The organism is Klebsiella ornithinolytica NBRC 105727 = ATCC 31898, from assembly GCF_001598295.1.
Classification (GTDB): domain Bacteria; phylum Pseudomonadota; class Gammaproteobacteria; order Enterobacterales; family Enterobacteriaceae; genus Klebsiella; species Klebsiella ornithinolytica.
The window spans coordinates 161,983-187,294 of the sequence record NZ_BCYR01000006.1 but is presented as its reverse complement, the minus strand read 5'-3'; the positions used below and the strand labels follow the sequence as shown (position 1 = coordinate 187,294).

Annotated in this window: 24 protein-coding genes; 15 read left to right on the top strand and 9 right to left on the bottom strand. The window is 56.7% G+C overall.

All coding sequences use genetic code 11. From position 1 onward, the window contains the following. Positions 1–30: 30 nt before the first annotated feature. The 5 genes from ileS to rihC all read left to right on the top strand — a co-directional run bounded on the left by ileS (position 31) and on the right by rihC (position 5,845). A complete protein-coding gene (gene ileS, locus ROR01S_RS13995) occupies positions 31–2,847 on the top strand; it encodes an isoleucine--tRNA ligase (protein ID WP_064359623.1) in 2,817 nt (938 codons plus the stop codon). Next, entirely contained in the window at positions 2,847–3,344 is a 498-nt protein-coding gene (gene lspA, locus ROR01S_RS13990) for a signal peptidase II (protein ID WP_004857723.1), read from the top strand. The genes ileS and lspA overlap by 1 nt, the downstream gene beginning before the upstream one ends. Positions 3,345–3,462: 118 nt before the next feature. Further along, entirely contained in the window at positions 3,463–3,912 is a 450-nt protein-coding gene (gene fkpB / locus ROR01S_RS13985) for an FKBP-type peptidyl-prolyl cis-trans isomerase (protein WP_004857725.1), read from the top strand. A gap of 1 nt (position 3,913) precedes the next feature. Next, positions 3,914–4,864 carry a 4-hydroxy-3-methylbut-2-enyl diphosphate reductase gene (gene ispH, locus ROR01S_RS13980; RefSeq protein WP_004857727.1) on the top strand — a complete coding sequence of 317 codons (951 nt, stop codon included), beginning with the start codon at positions 3,914–3,916 and terminating at the stop codon, positions 4,862–4,864. 66 nt (positions 4,865–4,930) lie between these two features. Continuing rightward, complete coding sequence (gene rihC, locus ROR01S_RS13975) at positions 4,931–5,845, top strand: ribonucleoside hydrolase RihC (protein ID WP_015585181.1); 915 nt, start codon at positions 4,931–4,933, stop codon at positions 5,843–5,845. On the opposite strand, the gene ROR01S_RS13970 is transcribed toward rihC, so the two are convergent. Beyond that, a complete protein-coding gene (locus ROR01S_RS13970; RefSeq protein WP_004857731.1) occupies positions 5,806–6,753 on the bottom strand; it encodes a LysR family transcriptional regulator in 948 nt (315 codons plus the stop codon). The two genes, rihC and ROR01S_RS13970, sit on opposite strands and share 40 nt — an antisense overlap. A 92-nt stretch (positions 6,754–6,845) precedes the next feature. Here ROR01S_RS13970 and ROR01S_RS13965 point away from each other — a divergent pair, with 92 nt between their 5' ends. From ROR01S_RS13965 to ROR01S_RS13955, 3 genes are all read left to right on the top strand, one after another. After that, positions 6,846–7,475 (top strand): alanyl-tRNA editing protein, encoded by a 630-nt coding sequence (locus ROR01S_RS13965; RefSeq protein ID WP_064359592.1) that lies wholly within the window; start codon positions 6,846–6,848, stop codon positions 7,473–7,475. Positions 7,476–7,592: 117 nt separating this feature from the next. Beyond that, the gene (locus ROR01S_RS13960) at positions 7,593–8,162 is read left to right on the top strand and encodes a glucose-6-phosphate isomerase family protein (RefSeq protein WP_004857736.1); all 570 of its coding nucleotides are present in this window, start codon (positions 7,593–7,595) and stop codon (positions 8,160–8,162) included. Further along, the gene (locus ROR01S_RS13955; RefSeq protein ID WP_004857738.1) at positions 8,149–8,931 is read left to right on the top strand and encodes a glucose-6-phosphate isomerase family protein; all 783 of its coding nucleotides are present in this window, start codon (positions 8,149–8,151) and stop codon (positions 8,929–8,931) included. Before ROR01S_RS13960 ends, ROR01S_RS13955 begins: the two co-directional genes overlap by 14 nt. A gap of 340 nt (positions 8,932–9,271) precedes the next feature. Here ROR01S_RS13955 and ROR01S_RS13950 read toward each other — a convergent pair whose 3' ends face one another. From ROR01S_RS13950 to ROR01S_RS13930, 5 genes are read right to left on the bottom strand one after another with little or no spacing between them, the layout of a single operon-like run. Continuing rightward, positions 9,272–10,090 (bottom strand): PTS system mannose/fructose/sorbose family transporter subunit IID, encoded by an 819-nt coding sequence (locus tag ROR01S_RS13950; protein WP_004857740.1) that lies wholly within the window; start codon positions 10,088–10,090, stop codon positions 9,272–9,274. Continuing rightward, entirely contained in the window at positions 10,090–10,887 is a 798-nt protein-coding gene (locus ROR01S_RS13945) for a PTS mannose/fructose/sorbose/N-acetylgalactosamine transporter subunit IIC (RefSeq protein WP_004857742.1), read from the bottom strand. Before ROR01S_RS13945 ends, ROR01S_RS13950 begins: the two co-directional genes overlap by 1 nt. A 10-nt stretch (positions 10,888–10,897) precedes the next feature. Continuing rightward, positions 10,898–11,392, bottom strand: coding sequence for a PTS sugar transporter subunit IIB (locus tag ROR01S_RS13940; protein ID WP_004857744.1), 495 nt, complete (start codon positions 11,390–11,392; stop codon positions 10,898–10,900). A gap of 11 nt (positions 11,393–11,403) precedes the next feature. Next, entirely contained in the window at positions 11,404–11,832 is a 429-nt protein-coding gene (locus ROR01S_RS13935) for a PTS sugar transporter subunit IIA (RefSeq protein ID WP_004857747.1), read from the bottom strand. A gap of 4 nt (positions 11,833–11,836) precedes the next feature. Continuing rightward, positions 11,837–13,582 carry a class I mannose-6-phosphate isomerase gene (locus tag ROR01S_RS13930; RefSeq protein WP_064359591.1) on the bottom strand — a complete coding sequence of 582 codons (1,746 nt, stop codon included), beginning with the start codon at positions 13,580–13,582 and terminating at the stop codon, positions 11,837–11,839. Between the two features lie 189 nt (positions 13,583–13,771). On the opposite strand from ROR01S_RS13930, the gene ROR01S_RS13925 reads away from it, so the two are divergent. The 5 genes from ROR01S_RS13925 (at position 13,772) to ROR01S_RS13905 (ending at position 21,021) form a co-directional block, all read left to right on the top strand. Continuing rightward, complete coding sequence (locus ROR01S_RS13925) at positions 13,772–14,803, top strand: LacI family DNA-binding transcriptional regulator (RefSeq protein WP_064359590.1); 1,032 nt, start codon at positions 13,772–13,774, stop codon at positions 14,801–14,803. 144 nt (positions 14,804–14,947) lie between these two features. Further along, on the top strand, positions 14,948–15,769 hold the full coding sequence (gene dapB / locus ROR01S_RS13920) for a 4-hydroxy-tetrahydrodipicolinate reductase (RefSeq protein WP_004857752.1): 822 nt from the start codon (positions 14,948–14,950) through the stop codon (positions 15,767–15,769). 458 nt (positions 15,770–16,227) lie between these two features. After that, positions 16,228–17,376: a glutamine-hydrolyzing carbamoyl-phosphate synthase small subunit gene (gene carA, locus ROR01S_RS13915; protein WP_004857753.1), complete on the top strand. Its 1,149-nt coding sequence runs from the start codon at positions 16,228–16,230 to the stop codon at positions 17,374–17,376. Positions 17,377–17,392: 16 nt separating this feature from the next. Further along, positions 17,393–20,617, top strand: coding sequence for a carbamoyl-phosphate synthase large subunit (gene carB, locus ROR01S_RS13910; protein WP_004857755.1), 3,225 nt, complete (start codon positions 17,393–17,395; stop codon positions 20,615–20,617). Between the two features lie 170 nt (positions 20,618–20,787). Beyond that, positions 20,788–21,021, top strand: coding sequence for a YgdI/YgdR family lipoprotein (locus ROR01S_RS13905; protein ID WP_004857757.1), 234 nt, complete (start codon positions 20,788–20,790; stop codon positions 21,019–21,021). 53 nt (positions 21,022–21,074) lie between these two features. Here ROR01S_RS13905 and ROR01S_RS13900 read toward each other — a convergent pair whose 3' ends face one another. From ROR01S_RS13900 to idnO, 3 genes are read right to left on the bottom strand one after another with little or no spacing between them, the layout of a single operon-like run. Next, positions 21,075–21,542 (bottom strand): NanQ anomerase/TabA/YiaL family protein, encoded by a 468-nt coding sequence (locus ROR01S_RS13900; protein WP_004857760.1) that lies wholly within the window; start codon positions 21,540–21,542, stop codon positions 21,075–21,077. After that, positions 21,539–22,069 carry a gluconokinase gene (locus ROR01S_RS13895; protein WP_064359589.1) on the bottom strand — a complete coding sequence of 177 codons (531 nt, stop codon included), beginning with the start codon at positions 22,067–22,069 and terminating at the stop codon, positions 21,539–21,541. The genes ROR01S_RS13900 and ROR01S_RS13895 overlap by 4 nt, the downstream gene beginning before the upstream one ends. 14 nt (positions 22,070–22,083) lie before the next feature. Then, the gene (gene idnO, locus ROR01S_RS13890) at positions 22,084–22,848 is read right to left on the bottom strand and encodes a gluconate 5-dehydrogenase (protein WP_064359588.1); all 765 of its coding nucleotides are present in this window, start codon (positions 22,846–22,848) and stop codon (positions 22,084–22,086) included. Between the two features lie 288 nt (positions 22,849–23,136). On the opposite strand from idnO, the gene ROR01S_RS13885 reads away from it, so the two are divergent. Together ROR01S_RS13885 and ROR01S_RS13880 are read left to right on the top strand one after the other, a co-directional pair. Beyond that, positions 23,137–24,129: a LacI family DNA-binding transcriptional regulator gene (locus ROR01S_RS13885; protein WP_015585175.1), complete on the top strand. Its 993-nt coding sequence runs from the start codon at positions 23,137–23,139 to the stop codon at positions 24,127–24,129. A 210-nt stretch (positions 24,130–24,339) separates the two neighbouring features. Next, positions 24,340–25,290 (top strand): 2-hydroxyacid dehydrogenase, encoded by a 951-nt coding sequence (locus tag ROR01S_RS13880; protein WP_004857769.1) that lies wholly within the window; start codon positions 24,340–24,342, stop codon positions 25,288–25,290. Positions 25,291–25,312: the final 22 nt, after the last annotated feature.

Sequence of the window (25,312 nt, the reverse complement as noted above, 5' to 3'; positions counted from 1 at the left end):
ATCAAACCGAAATACGGAACCGAGAATCTGATGAGTGACTATAAATCCACCCTGAATTTGCCGGAAACAGGGTTCCCGATGCGTGGCGATCTCGCCAAGCGCGAACCGGGAATGCTGGCGCGTTGGACCGATGATGACCTGTACGGCATCATCCGTGCAGCGAAAAAAGGCAAAAAAACCTTCATTCTGCATGATGGCCCTCCTTATGCGAATGGCAGCATTCATATTGGTCACTCGGTTAACAAGATTCTGAAAGACATTATCGTTAAGTCCAAAGGACTGACGGGCTATGACTCGCCTTACGTTCCAGGTTGGGACTGCCACGGTCTGCCGATCGAGCTGAAAGTGGAGCAGGAATATGGCAAGCCGGGTGAGAAATTCACCGCCGCTGAATTCCGCGCCAAGTGCCGCGAATATGCCGCGACCCAGGTTGACGGCCAGCGTAAAGACTTTATCCGCCTGGGCGTGCTGGGCGACTGGTCGCGTCCGTACCTGACCATGGACTTCAAAACCGAAGCCAACATCATCCGTGCGCTGGGTAAAATCATTGGCAACGGCCACCTGCACAAAGGCGCGAAGCCGGTGCACTGGTGCGTTGACTGCCGTTCTGCGCTGGCGGAAGCAGAAGTCGAGTATTACGACAAAACGTCTCCTTCTATCGACGTCGCGTTCCACGCGGTAGACAAAGCCGCGGTGCTGGCGAAATTCGGCGTTGCCGATGTTACCGGCCCGGTATCCCTGGTTATCTGGACCACCACCCCGTGGACCCTGCCTGCCAACCGCGCTATCTCCCTGTCGCCGGAATTCGACTATGCGCTGGTGCAGGTTGCAGGTCAGGCGCTGATCCTGGCGAAAGATCTGGTTGAAAGCGTGATGAAACGCGCGGGTATGGCGGATTACACCATCCTGGCGGCGGTGAAAGGTGATGAACTGGAGCTGATGCGCTTTAAGCATCCGTTCCTCGACTTCGACGTTCCGGCGATCCTCGGCGACCACGTTACCCTCGATGCGGGTACCGGTGCGGTGCATACCGCCGGCGGCCACGGTCCGGACGACTACACCATCAGCCAGAAATACGGTCTGGAAATTGCTAACCCGGTCGGCCCGGACGGTTCCTACCTGCCAGGGACCTGGCCGGCGCTGGACGGTATTAACGTCTTTAAAGCGAACGACATCATCGTCGAGATGCTGCGCGAAAGCGGCGCGCTGCTACACGTTGAGAAAATGCAGCACAGCTATCCATGCTGCTGGCGTCACAAGTCGCCGATCATCTTCCGTGCGACCCCACAGTGGTTCGTCAGCATGGATCAGAAAGGCCTGCGCGCGCAGTCGCTGAAAGAGATTAAAGGCGTGCAGTGGATCCCGGACTGGGGCCAGGCGCGTATCGAATCGATGGTGGCCAACCGTCCTGACTGGTGTATTTCCCGTCAGCGTACCTGGGGCGTGCCGATGTCCCTGTTCGTGCATAAAGAGACCCAGGAACTGCACCCGAACACCCTGGAACTGATGGAAGAAGTGGCGAAGCGCGTTGAGGTGGACGGTATTCAGGCGTGGTGGGATCTCGACTCCCGCGACATCCTCGGTGCCGATGCCGACAGCTACGAGAAAGTGCCGGATACTCTGGACGTATGGTTCGACTCCGGTTCTACCCACTCTTCCGTGGTTGACGTACGCCCGGAATTCTCCGGTCACGCCGCCGATATGTATCTGGAAGGTTCCGACCAGCATCGCGGCTGGTTCATGTCCTCGCTGATGATCTCCACGGCGATGAAGGGCAAAGCGCCGTACCGCCAGGTGCTGACGCACGGTTTCACCGTTGATGGTCAGGGACGTAAAATGTCCAAATCCATCGGTAACACCGTCTCTCCGCAGGATGTGATGAACAAGCTGGGCGCGGATATCCTGCGTCTGTGGGTCGCGTCGACCGATTACACCGGCGAAATGGCGGTCTCTGACGAGATCCTTAAACGCGCCGCCGACAGCTATCGTCGTATCCGTAACACCGCGCGCTTCCTGCTGGCGAACCTTAACGGTTTCGATCCGGTTAAAGACATGGTGAAACCGGAAGAGATGGTGGTGCTCGATCGTTGGGCGGTAGGCTGCGCGAAAGCGGCGCAGGAAGATATCCTGAAGGCCTATGAGTCTTACGGCTTCCACGAAGTGGTGCAGCGCCTGATGCGCTTCTGCTCCATTGAGATGGGCTCGTTCTACCTCGACATCATCAAAGATCGCCAGTACACCGCGAAAGCGGACAGCGTGGCGCGTCGCAGCTGCCAGACCGCGCTGTTCCATATTGTGGAAGCGCTGGTTCGCTGGATGGCGCCGATCATGTCCTTCACCGCAGACGAAATCTGGGGCTACCTGCCGGGTTCCCGCGAAAAATACGTCTTCACCGGTGAGTGGTATGAAGGTCTGTTTGGCCTGGCCGACGACGAAGCGATGAACGACGGCTTCTGGGACGATCTGCTGCAGGTACGTGGCGAAGTCAATAAGGTCATCGAGCAGGCGCGTGCTGACAAGCGGGTGGGCGGTTCTCTGGAAGCGGCGGTCACGCTGTATGCCGATGCCGATCTGGCCGCGAAGCTGAACGCGCTGGGCAGCGAATTACGATTTGTCCTGTTGACCTCCGGGGCGACGGTTGCCGATCATGCACAGGCGCCGGCTGATGCCTGGCAGAGTGAACTGCTGAAAGGTCTGAAAGTCGTGCTGAGTAAAGCCGAAGGCGAGAAATGCCCACGCTGCTGGCACTACACCAGCGATGTCGGCAAGGTGGCGGAACACGCGGAAATCTGCGGTCGCTGTGTCAGCAACGTCGCCGGTGACGGCGAAAAACGTAAGTTTGCCTGATGAGTAAATCTGTCTGTTCAACGGGGCTACGCTGGCTTTGGGTCGTCGTAGCCGTGCTGATTATTGACCTGGGCAGTAAATTCCTGATCCTCCAGAACTTTGCTCTGGGGGATACGGTATCGCTGTTTCCGTCGCTTAATCTGCACTATGCGCGTAACTATGGCGCAGCTTTTAGTTTCCTTGCCGATAGCGGCGGCTGGCAGCGCTGGTTCTTTGCCGGCATTGCCATCGGTATCTGCGTGATTCTGGCGGTCTTGATGTATCGCTCAAAAGCCACGCAAAAGCTGAACAACATTGCCTACGCGCTGATTATTGGCGGTGCGCTGGGGAATTTGTTTGATCGGCTATGGCATGGTTTCGTCGTCGATATGATTGATTTCTACGTCGGGGACTGGCATTTCGCCACCTTCAACCTCGCTGATACCGCAATTTGTATCGGCGCAGCGCTGATTGTGCTGGAAGGCTTCCTGCCTTCTAAAGAGAAAAAAGCCGCATAAACATTGCCGGATGGCGCTGGCGCTTATCTGGCCTATAATGTACTGCGCTCCTTGTCGGCCCGGTAAGCGTAGCGCCACCGGGCAAACAGGCGGCTGAAATTTTAAAGAGCAAACCTGCATGTCTAAATCCGTACAGAGCAACAGCGCGATCCTCGTTCACTTCACGCTGAAACTGGATGATGGCTCAACGGCTGAATCCACCCGCAATAACGGCAAACCTGCCCTGTTTCGCCTTGGCGACACCTCCCTGTCTGAAGGTCTGGAACAACAGCTTCTTGGTCTGAAAGAGGGGGAGAAAAAGGTATTCTCGCTGGAGCCCGATGCTGCGTTTGGCATACCAAGCCCGGATCTTATCCAGTATTTTTCCCGCCGCGAATTTATCGATGCGGGCGAGCCGGAAATCGGCGCGATTATGCTCTTTACCGCAATGGATGGCAGCGAAATGCCCGGCGTGATTCGTGAAGTGAACGGCGATTCGATCACCGTGGATTTCAACCACCCGCTGGCCGGGCGCACCGTCCATTTTGATATTGAAGTGCTGGAAATCGATCCGGCGCTGGAGGAGTGAAATGCAGATCCTGTTGGCTAACCCGCGCGGCTTTTGCGCCGGCGTTGACCGCGCTATCAGCATTGTCGAAAACGCGCTGACGCTCTACGGCGCGCCGATCTATGTGCGTCATGAAGTGGTGCATAACCGCTATGTGGTCGATAGCCTGCGCAAGCGCGGCGCCATTTTTATCGAACAGATTAGCGAAGTGCCTGATGGCGCGATCCTGATTTTCTCCGCGCACGGCGTCTCTCAGGCGGTACGTAATGAAGCGAAAAACCGCGATCTGACGGTCTTTGACGCGACCTGTCCGCTGGTGACCAAAGTGCATATGGAAGTCGCCCGCGCCAGCCGTCGCGGCGAAGAGTCGATCCTGATTGGCCATGCCGGTCACCCGGAAGTGGAAGGGACGATGGGCCAGTACAGCAACCCGGAAGGGGGAATGTATCTGGTGGAATCACCCGATGATGTCTGGACGCTGGATGTGAAAAACGACGCCCGGCTGTCGTTTATGACGCAGACCACCCTCTCGGTAGATGACACTTCGGATGTGATCGACGCGCTGCGCGAACGTTTCCCGAAAATCGTCGGGCCGCGTAAAGACGATATCTGTTACGCAACGACCAACCGTCAGGAAGCGGTTCGCGCGCTGGCGGAACAGGCCGATGTCGTGCTGGTGGTGGGGTCGAAAAACTCCTCTAACTCCAACCGCCTGGCGGAGCTCGCTCAGCGGATGGGGAAAGCAGCCTATCTGATTGACGACGCGACGGATATTCAGGAAGCGTGGGTCAAAGAGGCCGCGTGCGTTGGCGTGACCGCAGGCGCATCGGCTCCGGATATCCTGGTGCAGAACGTGATTGCGCGTCTGCAGGCGCTGGGCGGTGGAGAAGCCGTCCCGCTGGAAGGGCGTGAAGAGAATATCGTTTTCGAAGTACCGAAAGAGCTGCGGGTTGATGTCCGTGAAGTAGACTAAGTTCTTTCGCCGGCGGATGTGAGAAGATGCCAGACTTAACGTCTGGCATTTTTTTTGGGAGAAACGATGCGCTTACCGATCATTCTTGATACCGATCCCGGCATTGACGACGCGGCGGCGATCGCCGCCGCGCTATTCGCCCCCGAGCTCGATCTGCAGCTGATGACGACGGTGGCGGGGAACGTGTCGGTGGAAAAAACCACGCGTAACGCCCTGCAGCTGCTGCATTTCTGGCAGGCGAAGGTTCCTCTGGCTCAGGGAGCGTCGATGCCGCTCTTGCGCCCGCTGCGCGATGCGGCCTCCGTGCACGGCGAGTCCGGCATGGAAGGGTATGATTTTGTCGAGCATGACTGTCAGCCATTGCCGAAACCGGCCTTTCAGGCCATTCGCGATGCGCTGATGCATGCTCAGGAACCGATTACGCTGGTGGCGATTGGTCCGTTGACCAATATTGCGCTGCTCCTGACGCAGTACCCGGAATGTCGCTTTAATATTCGCCGGCTGGTGATCATGGGCGGTTCCGCCGGGCGCGGTAACTTTACGCCTAATGCGGAGTTCAATATTGCTATCGATCCGGAAGCCGCGGCCAGCGTATTTCGCAGCGGTCTGGAGATCGTGATGTGCGGGCTCGACGTGACGAACCGGGCAATGCTGACGCCGGAGTACCTCGCCACGCTGCCCGCGTTGAACAAGACCGGAAAGATGCTCCACGCGCTGTTCAGCCATTATCGCAGCGGCAGCATGAGCAGCGGGCTGCGCATGCATGACCTGTGCGCCATTGCCTGGCTGGTGCGCCCTGAACTGTTTACCCTGCAACCGTGCTTTGTGGCGGTGGAAACGCAGGGAACCTGGACATCCGGCACCACCGTCGTCGATATCGAAGGGCGACTGGGGCAGCCGGCGAACGCGAACGTTGCGCTGGCGCTGGATGTGGACGGTTTTCAGCGCTGGGTGGCGGAAGTGTTGGCCCTGGCGCCGTAAGCAGCCAGACGACCGTCAATTTTCTCGCTCAGATAATCAATCATGGCCCGCATTCTGGCGGGCATATGTTTATTGCCCGACCACAGCAGCCACAGCTGTCCGGTATAGCTACTGATAAACTCCCATTCTGCCAGAACCTGGACGATATCGCCCCGGGCCAGCGCGTCGCGGGCGGTAAACAGCGGCAGGCTGCCGATACCTAAATGCTGCTGCACCGCATCAAGGCGCACGGCAGTATGGTTGGCGGCGTAGCGTCCGTGAGTCTGGATAGTTTCCGTTTTACCCGCCCGTCGGAATTTCCAGCGTGAGTCGGCCGGCGTTTCGCCCAGGCTGATGCAGCTGTGAGCGCGCAGCTCCGCCGGCGTTTGCGGCGTGCCATGCTGCTGCAAATAGTCCGGTGTGGCGCAGATCACGTGGGTCACCGGCATCAGCGGCTTGCCGTGTAGCCCGGGAGAGGGGCTGTGGGTAATCCGCAGCGCCAGATCAATACCATCATCAATCAGATCCAGATAGCGGTCCTCAAGCCGCAGACAGACGTCCACGCCGGGGTAGCGGGTGAGAAACTCCGTCATTAACGGATGAATCACAAACCGCCCGACGGCCTTCGGCACGCTGAGCGTCAGTTTGCCCTGCGCCACTTCCTGCGCACTGCTGGCGGAATCCATCGCCTGGCGAGCCGATTCCAGCATCTCCTGTGCGTGCGCATACACCGTTTTCCCGGCATCGCTCAGGCGTAATTTACGCGTGCTGCGGTGCAGCAGCTTACAGCCCATTTGCTGTTCCAGCCGCGAGACGCTGCGGCTGATCGCCGAAGGCGTTGCTCCGGAAATACGGGCGACGGCAGAAAAACTGCCCTGATCGACAATTTGCACGAACAGGGCAAGGTCGGGGAGTAAATTGAGATTCATTTGTGCCCTTGAGGCAAAAGTGCATTGATGAATGACGGGATTATCGTCATGGATAATATCAATATACTGTCCTGACTGAGAGGAGGACAACCATGACTGAACGTCTTTATTACACCTGCGATGAGACCGAGATGCGAGCTCTGGTCGTGAGTTGCCAGAGTGAGGCCGATGGCCGTTACGCTATTGAGCTGAACCAGACCTTGTTTCACCCGCAGGGCGGCGGGCAGCCGGCCGATCGCGGCTGGATTGGCGGTATTGCTGTTGAAGGCGTGGTGGCGCGAGGCGACAGCGTCCTGCACATTGTCGCGCAACCGCTGCCGCCTGGAGAGGTGGAGATTCGGGTGGATGAGGCTGCCAGGCGTCTGCACTCGCGGCTGCACTCAGCGGGACATCTGATAGGCCTGGCGGGCGAGCGGGCTGGCTGGCGCCCGGTCAAGGCGCACCACTGGCCCGGAGAAGGGCGGATAACGTTCACCGCTATCGGGTCCGCCATCGTGCCGGAGGCCAGTGCACTGCTGGCGACGATCGCGGGCTGGCAGGCGGAAAATCTGCCGCGGCATCTGACTTTTGAGGATGGGCGGCGTCAGGTCGGATTTGGGTCATTACCGGCCTATCCCTGCGGCGGAACGCATGTTGCCAGCCTGTCTGAACTGGGGATGGTGACGATTAGCCAGGTAAAAATCAAAAAAAGTCAGCTGATCGTGAGTTATACGCTGGAGTGAGCGGCGACGCTGGCGGATTTTTGTGTGATATCAGTTGCAAAGTCGCCCGACTCATCTTAGGTTAATCGATTAATCTGCTAATCTTATTCTGTTGTTCTCCTCGGGCCGGAGACAAATATGAATCCTTCCTTTATTCAGCCACCGCAGGTGGTCTGGGCCAGCGGCGCACTTGCCGATGGCCCGTTGTTACGTAAATCAACGCGCATTGCGGATCTTGCGCAGGTGTTCGCCGATGAGCGCGCGCGTCAAGGAATGGTGGGCGAGCTGGTCGTTTATGATGTGGAAATGCTTGATACCTCTTCAGCGGAAGGGGCGCTGTATACCGGCGTCACCCATCTTTATCCCGGAAAAGTGGGCAACGAGTATTTTATGACCCGCGGGCATTTTCATGCCCGTCGTGAACAAGGCGAAGTCTACTTTGGTTTGCGGGGAAGTGGTCTACTGCTCCTGCAAGATGAGCAAGGGCAAGCGCGCTTTGAGCAGGTTTTTGCCGGGTCAGTACATATTATTCCTGGGTTCACCGCGCACAGGCTGATTAATACCGGGGGCGATACGCTTTCCGCGCTGGCGGTCTGGCCCGGCGTCGCGGGGCACGATTACGCAGCGCTGGCAAACGGCTTTGCGCTGCGGGTCTTTGAAGAGCATCGGACTCTCCAGGTAAAGGCGGTGCAGAATGACGAAATCTGACTGTTGTTACGGGCTGGATATGGCGATTCATCATCGACCGCTGGGTTTTAGCTACGGCAATGATGTCACCGGGCCGATGCCGGAAATCCGTCGTCTCGATCAGATTCGCGCTTCGCTGCGCGATCCCCACTGCGAAGGGCCGGAGGAGGTGTATGCCATCGCCATGGATGTGGCGCGGATGCAGGATCGTGAAGAGCTGAAAAAACGGATGTTGCTGTTTGGCGTGGTGACCTATGCCGCCGGGCGACTGGGGGATGAACCGGTTCGCAGTCAGGGACATGTCCATCGCATCAGCCAGCACAGCGGCTGGTCGCCGCCGGAGCTGTATGAAATCTGGCAGGGGAAAGCCATTATCTACATGCAAGAGTATGTGGAGGACGACCCCGGTCGCTGCTTTGCGGTCATCGCCGGGCCGGGAGAAAAGGTACTGGTGCCGCCCGGCTGGGGCCATGCCACCATTTCGGCGAGCCCGGATGAACCCTTAACTTTTGGCGCATGGTGCGATCGCGAGTACGGCTTTGAATATGATGCCGTGCGCGCCCGAAAAGGGCTGGCCTGGTATCCGCTGCTGCAGGATGAACAGATTATCTGGTTGCATAATTCGCACTATATTCCCGGGCGCTTACAGGCTATTACCCCCCGGCAGTATACGGAGTTTGGCATTACCTCCGCGCCAGTTTATCAGCAGTTTATTGACGATCCTGCCCGCTTCCAGTTTATCTCCCGCCCGGATAAGACAGCGGAATTATGGCGGAATTTCCATCCATAGCAAAACCGGGGCATGCCCTAATGCCGATCGTTTAAGGGGCGGCTGACCGATCCGGCAGAGGTGTAAGAATCAGCCATCTCAAAGAGATTGCCGATTTTTTATGGGCGCTGTCAGGTTTTCAACATATCTGCAGGAGTTTCTGTCCCGTCGTTCGCACAAACCACCGTTTACCGGCATTGCGCTGGCCTGCGATAAACCCAAAAAATGCGGGTCACCTTTAAGTGACCCGCATTAGGGCATCGCCCCGGTTTTTTGACGTTGGGCGGATATTCACGCTATCCGCTGCGTTTGTCCCGGCCCGCGCGACGCGACCGGGACATTTTCACAACACCATCCGATATCAGCCGGCAAACAGACCGCTCACCACGCCGAGTGCGGCCAGTACCAGCAGCAGCACCATCGCTTTTACCGGTGAAACCCCGCGTTTGGCCATCAAATACCACGTCCCCAGCACCACCACAAGCGGCAGCAGCTGCGGGAAGATGCCATCCAGCATCTGCTGAACGTGAATATTGACCCCGTCTTTGGTGACGAATTCCAGCCCGGTTCCGAGTTTAACGTAGCTTGCCGCAACGCCACCCATGACGAAAACGCCCAGCAACGACAAGGCTTCACGCAGGCGGGTAGACTTACTGCTGACCAGCATCTCTACCGATCCGGAACCCATTTTGTAGCCTTTGAGAAACAGAAACCAGGAGCCGGGAATAATGATGCCCAGCCAGGCGACGGTATAGAACAGCGGCCCGAGAATGCTGCCGCCGGCCGCCAGCGCCATACCGATACTCAGCAAAATCGGGATAAGCATGCCGGGGATCATTGAATCACCGATCCCGGCGATCGGCCCCATCAGGCCGACTTTCAGGGTGTTGATCGTTTCACCATCGATCGGTTCGCCGTTGGCTTTTTTCTCCTCCAGCCCCAACGCCATACCGTTGACGATCGCGCCGATCTGCGGCTCGGTGTTATAGAACGATGCGTGACGGCGCAGCATTTCGGTGCGCTGGGCGGCATCGGGATAGAGTTTTTTCGCCACCGGCAGCATGCTCAGGCAAAAGCCGAAGGATTCCAGGCGTTCAAAGCTCATTGAAGAGAGGTTGTGCATCATCCACGCGCGCCAGCAGCGGCGCAGGTCTTTGCGGGTCAGGGTACGTTCTTCCATCAGAATTCATCCTCATCATCGACGACCGGTTTTGCGCCAGTGCTCTGCTGCGGCTCCGGTTTGTAGTTGTAATGGATTAACGCCAGCAGCGAGCCCACGATCACCAGCGCGACCATATTGAGCTTTAAAAAGACGATGCAGACGAAACCGACGAGAAAATAGATCAGCATGGTGTAGTTTTTGATGATCTGTTTGAGCAGGATAGCGATCCCCACCGCAGGCAGAATGCCGCCCAGCACGTTCATCGTCGACAGAATGATTTTGGGCAAACTGTCCATAAAACTACTGATGTACTGCGCACCGAAATAGACGGCGATAAAAGTCGGTACGAAGCGTAAAACGAAGTTCGTCGCCTGGGGCCAGATGGCGCTGTTGAGATAAATTCCGCGTTCGTCGCCACGATCCAGCGCAACATCGGCCCGATGGTTCCAGAAAGAGTTCAGTACCATCATGGCGTTAAACAGAATGGTTCCGGCGATACCGATGGTGGCCGCCAGCGCCACCGCTACTTCCGGTCCTTTCCCTGACAGGATCCCGAGGGCGATGGCCGGGTAAGCGACAAAGTTAAGGTCGGCCGGCATCGACCCGCCCGGTGTCACCATGGCGATATAGACGGCCTGGACCGCCACGCCGATCATAATGCCGGTTTTGACATCGCCGAGAATAAGCCCGACCAGCATGCCGGAAACCAGCGGCCGGGTGATCAGATACCAGCCGCCGGTCAGCCCCAAAAGCCAGGGGCTACTGAGGGCGCCCAGATAGCAAAGAAAGCCTATCAATGTCGCTTCGATAATCATCATCCGCTCCTTATTTCAGCTTCTGCCGGGCGTCCTGCCAGCTGTAACAGCCGGCATCCGGGACCAGGCGGAATTCAACAAGATGTCCGTGCTGCACCAGCCAGTCAAAGGCGGCTATCTCCTCCGCGTTGACCGATTGGTTCGGGCCAATGGTTCGGGTATCGGCGCGGGCGCTCATTGGGCCAACGTTAATTTTGCCGTTGGCATTTTTCAGGCTGATACCGGCTGCTTCGATGCGCTGGAGCGTGACGGGGGATTTGCCGATCACGAAGTAACGCTTATCGCTGGCGATCACTTTGGGCAATTTTTCGATAGCTGTCGCGGTGTCGAACAGCCAGACTTTGGTGTCCTGAACCGCGCCTTTCATCACGGATGAGAGCAGCGGATCGGCCGCGACGGCATCGTCAATGGCGACGATGCCGTCGCAGGGCAGCTCTTTGGCCCAGCGTGTCACGAGCTGCCCATGAATAACGCGGTCGTCGATACGTACAAAAGAGATACTCATAGCGGTTTCCTTTAAAAATCATCGGACTGAACGGATATCGTCGGGGCAGCCATGACCAGTGTCGGTACGGTTAACGCCAGCAGCTGTGCGGCAGCATCGTGCACATCCGTTAAATGGTGAACCTCGTCGCTTTGCAGCAGCATCGGAAAATTGACCCCCGCCACGACGGCGACCGGGGGGATCGTCTGAGAGGAAAACGCGTGCTGGCAGGCGATGTTCCACGGCGTACCGCTTTGCATATCGCACAGCACCAGCACGCCATCGGCGTTTTGTCCGGCGCTGGCCAGCGTGCGGGCGAAATCCTCTCTGAAGCCTTCAATGCCGGCCTGCTCGCCGAGCGTCACGGCGAAGACATGAGGTAATTCGCCGTAAACCATGCGGCCGCTTGCAAGCAGGGCGTTCGCCAGCGGGCCGTGGGTGGCAACAATAACGTTGATCATGCGCTTATCCTCTTACCCAGGCTTTAATGGTGGCGAGCGGCTGTCCTGAGCCTTTGCCCGACGGTGAAATGCGATACTCGCCCACTGCGGCGGGAATAATAAAGGTCTCGGCATAGTGGACGACGAAAGGCGCGAAGGCGCCGCTCGGGCTGTCGACGATGGCCTCATCACCTTCGACCAGGTTGAGAACGTTCACTCCACCCTGAGTATGATGAGTGACCGGCGCGGTGAACCAGTGGCGGCGGGTTTCGATAAATTCACGCTCGTGCATCCCGGTTCGTTCTTCACGCCAGCCTTCGCCTTCGGCTACGGGTTCGACCTGGTTTACCAGGTTGTCGGCAACCCAGCGGGTGTCACGCTGCCAGTCGATAACCTGCTCCCCGTGTTCCAGATGGATGGGGCGCGGCAGACCATCTAAACCTAAACGCCCCCAGTCCCACAGCTTGAAAGTAAAAATGTACGGCGTGGCGCTGATTTCGAGGACCATCGTGCCGCTGCCCGAACAGTGAACCGTGCCGGCAGGGATCAGGAAGTGATCGTGCTTGCGTGCCGGGATCTGGTTAACAAAGCGGGCATCGTCGAAGGTTTTCTCCCCGCGCGCGGCGGCCTTGAGATCGTCCAGCATCGCCTGCGGCTCGATTCCGGTTTTGGTTCCGAGATAGACCACCGCGTGCGGTTGCGCTTCGAGAATGTAATAGCTTTCATCCTGGGTATAGTGCATCCCAAACTGTTGCTGGATGTACTCGGTGACGGGATGAACCTGGAAGCTCAGGTTCTGGCCGCCGATAGTGTCGAGAAAATCAAAGCGGATGGGAAATTCAGCGCCAAACCGGGCGTGAACCTTCTCACCCAGCAGCGCGCGAGGGTGAAGTAAAACCAGGTTTTGTGAGGGGATCTCGATCCGCACCTGACCAAAGCGCAGTAACAGGCTGTTTTCCTCGGGCACGCAATCAAAACACCATGCGTAATTGGGCGCGGAGGGATCGAGATCGAATTGCTGTTTCATCCACTGACCGCCCCAGACGCCGGGATCGAAGAACGGGGCGACGCGGAACGGACGGGTGGTGGTTTGCCGGAGGCCGGCGCGTAGCGCTTCGCCGCTGACCAGCGTCGGCGCCTCTTTTTGCGTGGTATCAAGCAGATAGTCGGCGCGTTTGAGCAGCGGCGTTTTGTGGCGATCGAAGACGCGCCATTCGATAAAAAAGGCGCGCTTATAGCGACGGAGGATGTCCTCGTCCTGGTTGTCCGCCCCCCAGTTTCCGAGGCCGTCATGGCGCATGCGCTGCTGAATTTCCCAGCGCGGCATATCGGCATAGACCAGCACATCGCCCGGATGAACGAGCGCGGCGCCGGGACCATAAATAACGATGAGGCCTTCGGTCACGGCATCGACCTGCTGACGCAACTGATGTAACTTGTCGGCGTTAAAAAACTCCTCCAGGTGATGACAGGAGAGGACCCCGAAAACACGGTCATCGGTCAGGTTACGCGCCAGCAAATCGTGGAGCGCCTGCTGATCGCGGCGGGCGGATTCGACGTTCAGCACCCGCGTCGCGTTCAGTGACGGCAGCAGACGCTGCTCCAGTTCGTCAAGCCGGACGCCGGGATAGCAGTCCACAACCAGTACGGTTCTGGAGGAGGCTGAAGCCCTGAGGTTAAGCGTCGCTTCGATGGATTCCCAGCCCTGCCAGGCCTGGTCGTCATAACCCTGAACCGTAACTTCAGGGAATTTATCATAGGTCGTTTGCATTATCTGTCTCCGTATTGGCTAAATGAAGATTAATCGATTAACCTTGTTTTGACAGTATGGTTAACGCGATTAACCCGCCATAATGAGCAAGTAAAGCGGCAAGATGGGCGTTATTGTGAGTCCTGTCACAAGGAAAAATGCAATTTTTAGGTTATTCGATTAACCTTCGCTAAACGAACGGGAGAGATCATGACAACAGTGACGCTGGCACAGGTGGCTGAACGGGCAGGGGTATCCACGGCCACCGTTTCGATGGTGTTGCATAACCGCGGGCGGATTTCGCAGGCTACGCGCGAACGTGTGCTGAAGGCGCTGGATGAAACTGGCTATGTCTACAATCAGACCGCCGCCAATCTGCGTAATCGCAGCAGCAACCAGGTTGGGCTGCTGCTGCATGACATCACCAACCCGTTTTACGGTGAGATGACGGCAGGCTTAAGCCATGAAATGGAGCGGCATGATTTGCTGTTATTTCTGGCCAACAGCGAAGAGTCAGGCGAGCGGCAGCAAAAGTTTGTCGACTCGCTGATGCGCAATAGCGCCTGCGGCATGGTGCTGTGCGCGGCGCGGGAAACTCCGGCCTCATTTTTTGAGGCGCTGAAAAGACGCAATATTCCCGCCATTATGGTGGTGCGCCCGCTCAGCGATCCGGATTTTGATTTTGTCGGGACCGATAACTTTCTCGGCACGCAGATGGCCACGGCACACTTGCTGAAAATGGGGCACCGACAGATTGCCTTTATCGGCGGTAGCCTGAGTTCCGGTACCCGGGCACAGCGTATTGGCGGGTTCACCAGCACGCTCCTGGAGAGCGGGATCTCGCCGCGTCCGGAGTGGATCGTCACGGCTCAGGCCAGCCAGATCGACGGCGCGAAAGTGGCCGAAGCGCTGCTGACCCGCTATCCGCAAATCACGGCCGCAGTTTGTTACCAGGATATTGTTGCGCTGGGCGTGATGCAGGCGCTGCGTAAAACCGGGCGTGAGCCGGGCCGTGATTTTGCGCTGGTGGGATTTGACGATATTACCGAAGCCGCGCTGGTTCAGCCGGCGTTGACGACCGTTTCGGTGGCGGCGAAGGAGATTGGCCGCAAAGCCGGCGAGCTGCTGTATAGCCGTATTCAGGGCAATGATGAACCGCCGAAGCGCATTATTTTGCCGCCGGCGCTGGTGGTTCGGGAATCCTGCGGTTTTCGGCACAGGATTAACGCTCCGGACGAGTGAGAAACGACGCCGGCGTATAGTTTTTACTGATATCGAACGCCGTTTGTCATAAATTTCTAATTATCGGTGTTTTACAGTAGCGGCTCATCGACGGGCTGGTTAATCTGGAAACAATTTACGTTAAGTTAACAAAAGAGAATAGCTATGCATGATGCACAAATCCGCGTGGCCATCGCAGGCGCGGGCGGCCGGATGGGACGCCAGTTAATTCAGGCAGTACAGCAGATGGACGGCGTGGCGCTGGGCGCTGCGCTGGAGCGCGAAGGTTCTTCCCTCCTTGGGAGCGATGCCGGTGAGCTGGCCGGGGCCGGTAAAGCGGGTGTCGCGGTGCAAAGCAGTCTTGCGGCGGTCAAAGATGATTTTGATGTGCTAATCGATTTCACCCGTCCGGAAGGTACGTTAAACCACCTTGCTTTCTGCCGCGAACACGGCAAAGGGATGGTGATTGGTACCACCGGTTTTGATGAGGCCGGGAAACAGGCCATTCGCGATGCGGCGCAGGATATTGCCATCGTTTTCGCGGCCAACTTCAGCGTCGGCGTCAACGTGCTGTTAAAGCTGCTGGAGAAAGCGGCGAAGGTGATGGGCGACTACACCGATATCGAAATTATTGAAGCGCACCACCGCCACAAAGTGGACGCACCGTCGGGCACCGCACTGGCGATGGGCGAGGCGATTGCCGGCGCGCTGAACAAAGATCTGAAGGATTGCGCGGTCTACAGCCGTGAAGGGCATACCGGCGAACGCGTCCCTGGGACCATCGGCTTTGCCACCGTGCGCGCCGGGGATATCGTTGGCGAGCATACCGCTATGTTTGCCGATATTGGTGAGCGTATTGAAATCAGCCACAAGGCATCCAGCCGGATGACTTTTGCCAATGGTGCCGTTCGTTCCGCATTGTGGTTAAAAGATAAGAAATCAGGCCTTTTCGATATGCGTGACGTGCTTGATCTCAATGCTTTATAAGGTTTATTACCCATCGTGATGTGGTTATTGCATTCAATATGTAATTGATTGCAAAGGGCAATATTTTATTGCCCTTTTTATTTTTTGCTTATTCATCAATAAAATATGATGAAGTGGCTATAATATTAAATTATCCCTTCGTTTTTTGTTGTGTTATTGTAAATTTTGACCATCTGGTCTACTTTTTTGCTCTTGCACGCTCTGTTTTGCAATCTTCCAGGTCCGCAAGCGTTTTCTCTGCATAGTTTGTTGATCTTTTTGCCTGCTAACGCAGTGCTGAGAGGTCAGTGACGTGAAAAGAGATAAAAAATATCGGCTTTAAGTTGACTTTTACCCGACATCTCTCCAGAATGCCGCCGTTTGCCAGAAATCCATAGGTAAGCAAATTTGCATTGATTCATGTCATGCACATGCATTAATATGCAAATAAAGTGAGTGAATATTCTCTGGAGGGTGTTTTGATTAAGTCAGCGCTATTGGTTCTGGAAGACGGAACCCAGTTTCACGGTCGGGCCATCGGGGCAACGGGCACGGCGGTTGGGGAAGTCGTTTTCAATACTTCAATGACCGGTTATCAAGAAATCCTCACTGATCCTTCCTATTCCCGCCAAATTGTCACTCTTACTTATCCCCATATTGGTAATGTCGGCACCAACGCCGCCGATGAAGAATCTTCTCAGGTACATGCGCAGGGTCTGGTCATTCGCGACCTGCCGCTGATTGCCAGCAACTTCCGCAATACCGAAGACCTCTCTTCTTACCTCAAGCGCCATAACATCGTGGCGATTGCCGATATCGATACCCGTAAGCTGACGCGTTTGCTGCGTGAAAAAGGCGCACAGAACGGCTGCATCATCGTGGGTGATAACCTGGATGCGCAGCTGGCGCTGGAAAAAGCCAAAGCGTTCCCGGGCCTGAACGGCATGGACCTGGCGAAAGAAGTCACCACTTCAGAAACCTACAGCTGGACGCAAGGAAGCTGGACGCTGGCGGGCGACCTGCCGGAAGCGAAAGCGGAAAGCGAGCTGCCGTTCCACGTTGTAGCCTACGATTTTGGCGCCAAACGCAACATCCTGCGCATGCTGGTTGACCGCGGCTGCCGTCTGACGGTTGTGCCGGCGAAAACCTCTGCCGAAGAGGTGCTGAAGATGAATCCGGACGGTATCTTCCTGTCCAACGGCCCTGGCGACCCGGCGCCGTGCGATTACGCCATTGCCGCGATTGAGAAATTCCTCGAGACCGATATTCCGGTATTCGGCATCTGCCTCGGCCATCAGCTGCTGGCGCTGGCGAGCGGTGCGAAGACCGTTAAGATGAAGTTCGGCCACCACGGCGGCAACCACCCGGTTAAAGATATCGATAATAATGTGGTGATGATTACCGCCCAGAACCACGGTTTTGCGGTAGACGAAGCCTCCATGCCGTCTAACCTGCGCGTGACCCACAAGTCGCTGTTCGACGGAACGCTGCAGGGCATCCACCGCACTGACAAACCGGCGTTTAGCTTCCAGGGCCACCCGGAAGCGAGCCCAGGCCCGCACGATGCCGCGCCGTTGTTCGACCATTTTATTGCATTAATTGAGCAGTACCGCCAGTCCGCGAAATAATCAGGAGAAAAGAGCCATGCCAAAACGTACAGACATAAAAAGCATCCTGATTCTTGGCGCTGGCCCGATCGTTATCGGCCAGGCTTGCGAATTTGACTACTCTGGCGCCCAGGCCTGTAAGGCCCTGCGTGAAGAAGGTTACCGCGTCATTCTGGTGAACTCCAACCCGGCCACCATCATGACCGACCCGGAAATGGCCGATGCGACCTATATTGAGCCGATCCACTGGGAAGTGGTGCGCAAAATTATCGAAAAAGAGCGTCCGGATGCGGTACTGCCGACTATGGGCGGCCAGACGGCGCTGAACTGCGCGCTGGAGCTGGAACGTCAGGGCGTGCTGGCCGAATTCGGCGTCACCATGATCGGCGCCACCGCCGACGCGATTGATAAAGCGGAAGACCGCCGTCGCTTCGATGTGGCAATGAAGAAAATCGGTCTGGATACCGCACGTTCCGGTATTGCGCACACCATGGAAGAAGCGCTGGCGGTGGCCGCTGACGTGGGCTACCCGTGTATCATCCGTCCCTCCTTCACTATGGGCGGCACCGGCGGCGGTATCGCTTACAACCGTGAAGAGTTCGAAGAAATTTGTGCCCGCGGGCTGGATCTCTCTCCGACCAACGAACTGCTGATTGATGAATCGCTGATCGGCTGGAAAGAGTACGAGATGGAAGTGGTGCGCGATAAGAACGACAACTGCATCATCGTCTGCTCCATCGAAAACTTCGACGCCATGGGCATCCATACCGGTGACTCCATCACCGTCGCCCCGGCGCAAACCCTGACCGATAAAGAATACCAGGTGATGCGTAATGCATCGATGGCGGTGCTGCGCGAAATTGGCGTCGAAACCGGGGGCTCTAACGTGCAGTTCTCCGTTAACCCGAAAGACGGCCGCCTGATTGTTATCGAAATGAACCCGCGCGTATCACGCTCCTCCGCGCTGGCATCCAAAGCGACCGGTTTCCCGATTGCCAAAGTGGCGGCCAAACTGGCGGTCGGCTACACCCTGGATGAGCTGATGAACGACATCACCGGCGGCCGTACGCCGGCCTCGTTCGAACCGTCCATCGACTATGTCGTGACCAAGATTCCCCGCTTCAACTTTGAAAAATTCGTTGGCGCTAATGACCGCCTGACCACCCAGATGAAATCCGTGGGTGAAGTGATGGCGATTGGCCGCACCCAGCAGGAGTCCCTGCAGAAAGCGCTGCGCGGCCTGGAAGTAGGGGCCACCGGTTTCGACCCGAAAGTCAGCCTCGACGACCCGGAAGCGCTGACCAAAATTCGCCGTGAGCTGAAAGATGCCGGCGCCGAGCGTATCTGGTACATCGCCGATGCGTTCCGCGCGGGGCTGTCCGTGGACGGCGTCTTCAACCTGACCAACATCGACCGCTGGTTCCTGGTACAAATTGAAGAGCTGGTACGTCTGGAAGAGAAAGTGGCTGACCTTGGCATCACCGGTCTGACGCCTGACTTCCTGCGTCAGCTGAAGCGTAAAGGCTTTGCCGATGCCCGTCTGGCAAAACTGGCCGGCGTTCGTGAAGGTGAAATCCGTAAGCTGCGTGACCAGTACGACCTGCACCCGGTCTACAAGCGCGTGGATACCTGCGCGGCGGAATTCGCCACCGATACCGCCTACATGTACTCCACCTATGAAGACGAGTGTGAAGCGAACCCGTCCGTTGACCGCGATAAAATCATGGTCCTTGGCGGCGGCCCGAACCGTATCGGTCAGGGTATCGAATTTGACTACTGCTGCGTACATGCTTCACTGGCGCTGCGTGAAGATGGTTACGAGACCATTATGGTTAACTGTAACCCGGAAACCGTGTCTACCGACTACGACACCTCCGACCGTCTGTACTTTGAGCCGGTGACGCTGGAAGACGTGCTGGAAATCGTGCGTATCGAGAAGCCGAAGGGCGTTATCGTCCAGTACGGCGGCCAGACGCCGCTGAAACTGGCGCGTGCGCTGGAAGCGGCCGGCGTACCGGTTATCGGAACCAGCCCGGATGCGATTGACCGTGCCGAAGACCGTGAACGTTTCCAGCAGGCGGTTGACCGTCTGAAGCTGAAACAGCCGGCGAACGCCACCGTGACCACCATTGAGATGGCCGTTGAGAAGGCGAAAGAGATTGGCTACCCGCTGGTGGTGCGTCCGTCCTACGTCCTGGGCGGTCGGGCGATGGAAATCGTCTACGACGAAGCCGACCTGAAGCGCTACTTCCAGACCGCGGTCAGCGTCTCGAACGACGCGCCGGTTCTGCTGGACCGCTTCCTTGACGATGCGGTCGAAGTCGACGTTGACGCTATCTGCGACGGCGAAATGGTGCTGATTGGCGGCATCATGGAGCACATCGAACAGGCGGGCGTGCACTCGGGCGACTCCGCATGTTCTCTGCCGGCCTACACCCTGAGCAAGGAAATTCAGGATGTGATGCGTGAGCAGGTACAGAAGCTGGCCTTTGAACTGCAGGTCCGTGGCCTGATGAACGTCCAGTTCGCGGTGAAAAACAATGAAGTGTACCTGATTGAAGTGAACCCGCGTGCGGCGCGTACCGTACCGTTCGTCTCTAAAGCCACCGGTATCCCGCTGGCCAAAGTGGCGGCGCGAGTGATGGCCGGCCAGACCCTGGCCCAGCAGGGCGTCACCAAAGAAATTATCCCGCCGTACTACTCGGTGAAAGAAGTGGTGCTGCCGTTCAACAAATTCCCGGGCGTTGACCCGCTGTTAGGGCCAGAAATGCGCTCTACCGGGGAAGTGATGGGCGTGGGCCGTACTTTCGCCGAAGCGTTCGCTAAAGCGCAGCTGGGCAGCAGCTCAACGATGAAAAAACAGGGCCGCGCGCTGCTCTCCGTTCGCGAAGGCGACAAAGAGCGTGTCGTAGACCTGGCGGCGAAACTGCTGAAGTTTGGTTTCGAACTGGATGCGACTCACGGTACCGCGATTGTCCTCGGCGAAGCCGGGATCAACCCGCGCCTGGTGAATAAGGTGCATGAAGGTCGTCCGCACATTCAGGACCGTATTAAGAATGGCGAATACACCTACATCATCAACACCACCGAAGGTCGTCAGGCGATTGAAGACTCCAAGCTGATTCGCCGCAGCGCCCTGCAGTACAAAGTGCATTACGACACCACCCTGAACGGCGGTTTCGCGACGGCGATGGCGCTCAACGCCAACGCCATCGAGAAAGTGACCTCGGTTCAGGAAATGCACGCGCAAATTAAAAAGTAAGCTGCCTCGATAATATCGGGTCGCGGAACAACAAGGGTTGACGAGAAATCGTCGGCCCTTTTTTTATCCGCGCCATCTTCGGAGAGTTCTGCTTTTCACGGTCCGTCCGGTGAGGCTAACTATAGTTAGCATCATAACGATATCAATTGACGGAAAGACAGGAGGATACAATGCGGAACAAAATTCTGATGGCATCCGCGCTGGCGGCGACGGCAATGTTGTTTGTGGCGGGCTGTTCATCGAACCAGTCGCTGAAAACGACCGACGGTAAAACGATCGTGACTGATGGCAAGCCGCAGGTGGATGATGATACTGGTATGGTGTCGTACAAAAATGCGGAAACCGGCCGGACTGAACAGATCAATCGCGATCAGGTGAAGTCGATGGATGAACTGGATAACTAAGGGGTATCCGGGGCCCCGCGAAGGATCTCGTGGGGCTGATTACGGCGGGACCGCTACAGCAGAGCGTTATCTATCTTAACGATAATTTTGCGCAGCGGCGCGCCGGCATCCATCGCGCCCATCGGGCGGTGCAGTTCGCCCGGGAATAAAATGGCCAGCTCTTCCGGGTGCAGATGAATCAGCGTTTCGCTGCTGATTGCCTCACAAAAGCCAATATCATGGGCCTCTTTGAACGGCCCGTCCGGCGCGATCGGCAGACCTTTGTTGCCGGCGCCGATTATCTCAACGCCCGCCAGTACAATATGAATATCAATATACTGACGATGAAATTCCGGGCGCTGCTCCGACAGCGGACGCGTCTGACCTTCAACGACGGTAAAGAACAGGTTATCGCCATCGACGGTATATTTGCCCGGAGGCAGGGTGTGGGGATCCTGCTGCGCAACGGCCTGGAGCGCTTTTTTAATGACCGCCGGATAGAACGCATTTTTGGCGGCGGCGCTTAAGGTATCGATAATCATGCCGGAACTCCCTGTGCTGGTTGAGGGGTAAGTAATGTGAGCGATTGCGCCACGATGGTGGCGACGTCGGGGGCGATATCAACGGCGACGATATCACCCTCGCTGGCGTCCGGTGTTTCCAGGGCGGCAAACTGGCTGCGCAGCAGCGCTTCCGGCATAAAGTGGCCCTGACGTCGCTGCATGCGCTGGAGAATGCACTCATACTCCCCGGTCAGCCACAGAAAACGCAGATTACCGCTGCCTTCACGCAGGCGATCGCGATAGCGTTTTTTCAACGCCGAGCAGACCAGTACGCCGGATTCATTCTTTTGCTCGAGGCTGAAAATCACGTCGGCGATGCGCTCCAGCCAGGGCTGGCGATCGTCATCATCAAGCGGCTGGCTGGCGGCCATTTTGATGATGTTCTGCCGTGGATGAAGGTCGTCGCCGTCAATAAACTTTGCGCCAAGCGCCTGGGCCAGCGCCTGACCAACGGTGGTTTTGCCGGTGCCTGAAACGCCCATCACAATAATGCATTGCCCTGCCATAATGCGCTCCTTAATCAGACGGCAACCAGCATGCCGCCGTCGACAAACAACAGATGACCATTGACGAAATCGGATGCTCTGGAGGAGAGGAACACCGCCGCACCGACCAGCTCTTGCGGATCGCCCCAGCGGTTGGCTGGCGTGCGTTTGCACAACCAGTCGGTAAAGGCGCGATCGTCCACCAACGCCTGGGTCATGGCGGTTTTAAAGTAGCCCGGTGCGATACCGTTGACCTGAATGTTATAGCGCGCCAGCTCGACGCACATGCCGCGGGTCAGCATTTTGACCGCCCCTTTGGCGGCGGCATAAGGCGTAATGGTGTCGCGTCCCAGCTCGCTCTGCATGGAACAGATATTGACGATTTTTCCGCGCTGGCGGCTCACCATACGTTTAGCCACGGCCTGCGAGACGAGGAATACCGCGGTTTGGTTCACGGAAATAACATCGTTCCATTCCTGTACCGGAAATTCGGTAAACGGATAGCGACGCTGAATACCCGCATTATTGAATAACACATCAATCGCGCCGATTTCTTCTTCGATTTTAGCAATCGCATTTTCGACAGCATCGGCATCGGTCACATTAAATACGGCCGAATGAGCAATCGCGCCTTCATCACGTAATTTCATCACCGCATCATCTGCCCGGGACGCTGAAATATCGTTGATAATAATTTCGGCGCCATATTGTGCAAGGCCCTGCGCCATGACAAAACCAATGCCTTGTCCTGCGCCAGTAATTAAAATACGTTTGCCTTGTAAGCTGAAAAGATCTTTCATCTTGATATCCTGATTAACGGCTGAATATAAATGACGGTGTGCGCTTTTATTCCTGATCCACAAAAAGGTGAAGCGGAAGAACCTGTGCTCTATATCACGGATTTTTGCCGCTTAAATCTGTGACAGAGATCACTCAAAACAGTGTTACGAAAAGGGGTTACGTTAAACGTGAAGCCGCGTGGAAATTACCGCTGCTCAAGGGGTTAACGCTGGAAGGGTTCGATTCTCTTTTTCTTCAGCGGCAGGCATAATGGCCTGATGCAGTGGATGTATTTGACGGGTCGATAGATGAAAGCACAACGCATTACGCTCAATGATATTGCAGCGCTGGCTGGCGTAACCAAAATGACCGTCAGCCGCTATTTACGTACGCCGGATAAAGTGAAACCGGAGACGGCGGAGCGTATCGCCAGCGTGATTGCAGAAATTGGTTACGAGCCCGATCCCGATAATCCGGCGATGACCAGCGTCGCCGTCCCACGCATCGGCGTGCTGATTCCCTCTTTTCATAATCAAATCTTCGCCGACCTGCTGGCCGGCATCGAGTCAGTGACCGCGGCCCACGGCTACCAGACGCTGGTGGTCAATTACGATTACGACCGTCAGCGTGAAGAGGAGCAGATTGCCGCCGTACTGGCCTTTCATGTCAAAGGACTGCTGCTGACTGAGTCGCTCCATACGCTGCGGGCGGACAAATACCTCAATGCGGCAAAGATTCCGATCGCGGAGGTAATGGGGCTGGCGGAGAACCCGGGGCGAATCAATGTCGGTTTTGACAACTTCAAAGCCGGTTTTGACATGACCACGATGCTGCTGGCGAGCGGCAAGCGGCGCATTATCTATTTTGGGTCAATGTCCGATGTCCGCGATGAACAGCGCTACGCCGGCTACTGTCAGGCGATGGAGAATGCCGGACTGCCGACGGGGCGCATTGCCCCCAATAAGGTGTCGTCGGTGTCGATTGGCACCGGCATGATGAATCTGGCGCGGCAGATGTACGCCGCGATGGACGGGATCCTCTGTACTAATGATGACCTGGCGGTAGGCGTGTTACAGGAGTGCCTTGCATCGGGTATCGCAGTGCCGCAGGAGCTGGCGATCGCCGGTTTTCATGGCCTGGAGATTGGCCAGATCGTCACCCCGCGGCTGGCAAGCGTCCTGACCCCGCGCTATGAAATGGGTAAGGTAGCCACTGAGATTTTAATTAAGAAAATCAAAGGACTGCCAACCATAGAGAAAGTCGATCTGCACTACCGCCTGTCGATGGGCGAAACCATTTAATCCTGCCTGAACGGCGGCGCAGTCGTGTTAGCAGAACGTTAACGCCTCGTCGCTTGTCCCCGCTTAAAACCGGGTTTTTGTCTTAGCGATCACGGACGCGGTAACAGTAATTTTTAACACGATTCAGCGTGATGCAGATCGCAAAACGTTCGGCTAAAAAACCGTTTGATAGTGGCTACCGTCGTAATGAACCGTCAAACAGGTGATCTGATGAAGAGTACTATTACCCGCGCCATCCTCTTAGTGGCCCCCGTTATTGATGCTTTGCAGGAACAGCTGGCGGCCGACTTCCCGCTGCTGCGTCTGTACGAGCAGGAGGATCCCATCGCCTTCCTGCGTGAGCAGGGAGAGAATATTGCAGCCGTTGTCACCCGAGGGGATATCGGGGTACAGAACAGCGTCCTTGAACTGCTGCCGCACGTGGGTCTGATTGCCATTTTCGGCGTTGGCACCGATGCGGTGGATTTAGAGTACGTTCGCTCCCGGCAGATTCAGGTCTCCATCACTTCCGGCGTGCTGACCAACGACGTGGCGGACCTGGCGATGGGACTGCTGCTGGCCGGTTCCCGCAATCTGTGTCAGGGCGATCGTTTTGTACGTGAAGGCCGCTGGGAGAAGGGAGGTATGCCGCTGGCTACTCAGGTGAGCGGGAAACGTATCGGCCTGCTGGGGATGGGGAATATTGGTCAGGCGATTGCCCGCCGCGCCCGCGGTTTTGATATGCAGGTGCTTTATCACGACCGTAAACCGGTCCCGGGGCTGGATTACCAGTGGTGCGCCGATCTGCATACGCTGGCCCATGAGAGTGATTTTCTGGTGCTTGCCGCCTCCGGCGGTGAGGCAAATCGCGGGCTGATCGATTTTTCGGTCTTCAACGTCATGCCGAAACATGCGTGGCTGATTAATATCGCCCGCGGTTCGCTGGTGGATGAAAAGGCGTTGATTCAGGCGTTACAAAACGGTGTTATCGCCGGTGCTGCCCTCGATGTTTTTGAAGATGAGCCTCATGTCCCGGCAGAATTGATCGCGCTCGATAATGTGGTGTTGCAGCCGCACGTGGCCAGCGCCACCCATGAAACCCGACAGAAAATGAGCGAAGTGGTTTTGGCAAACGTCACGGCTTATTTCTCCGGTAACGTATTGCCGAACGCCATTAATTAATTCTCATCTCTTATTTCTGTGC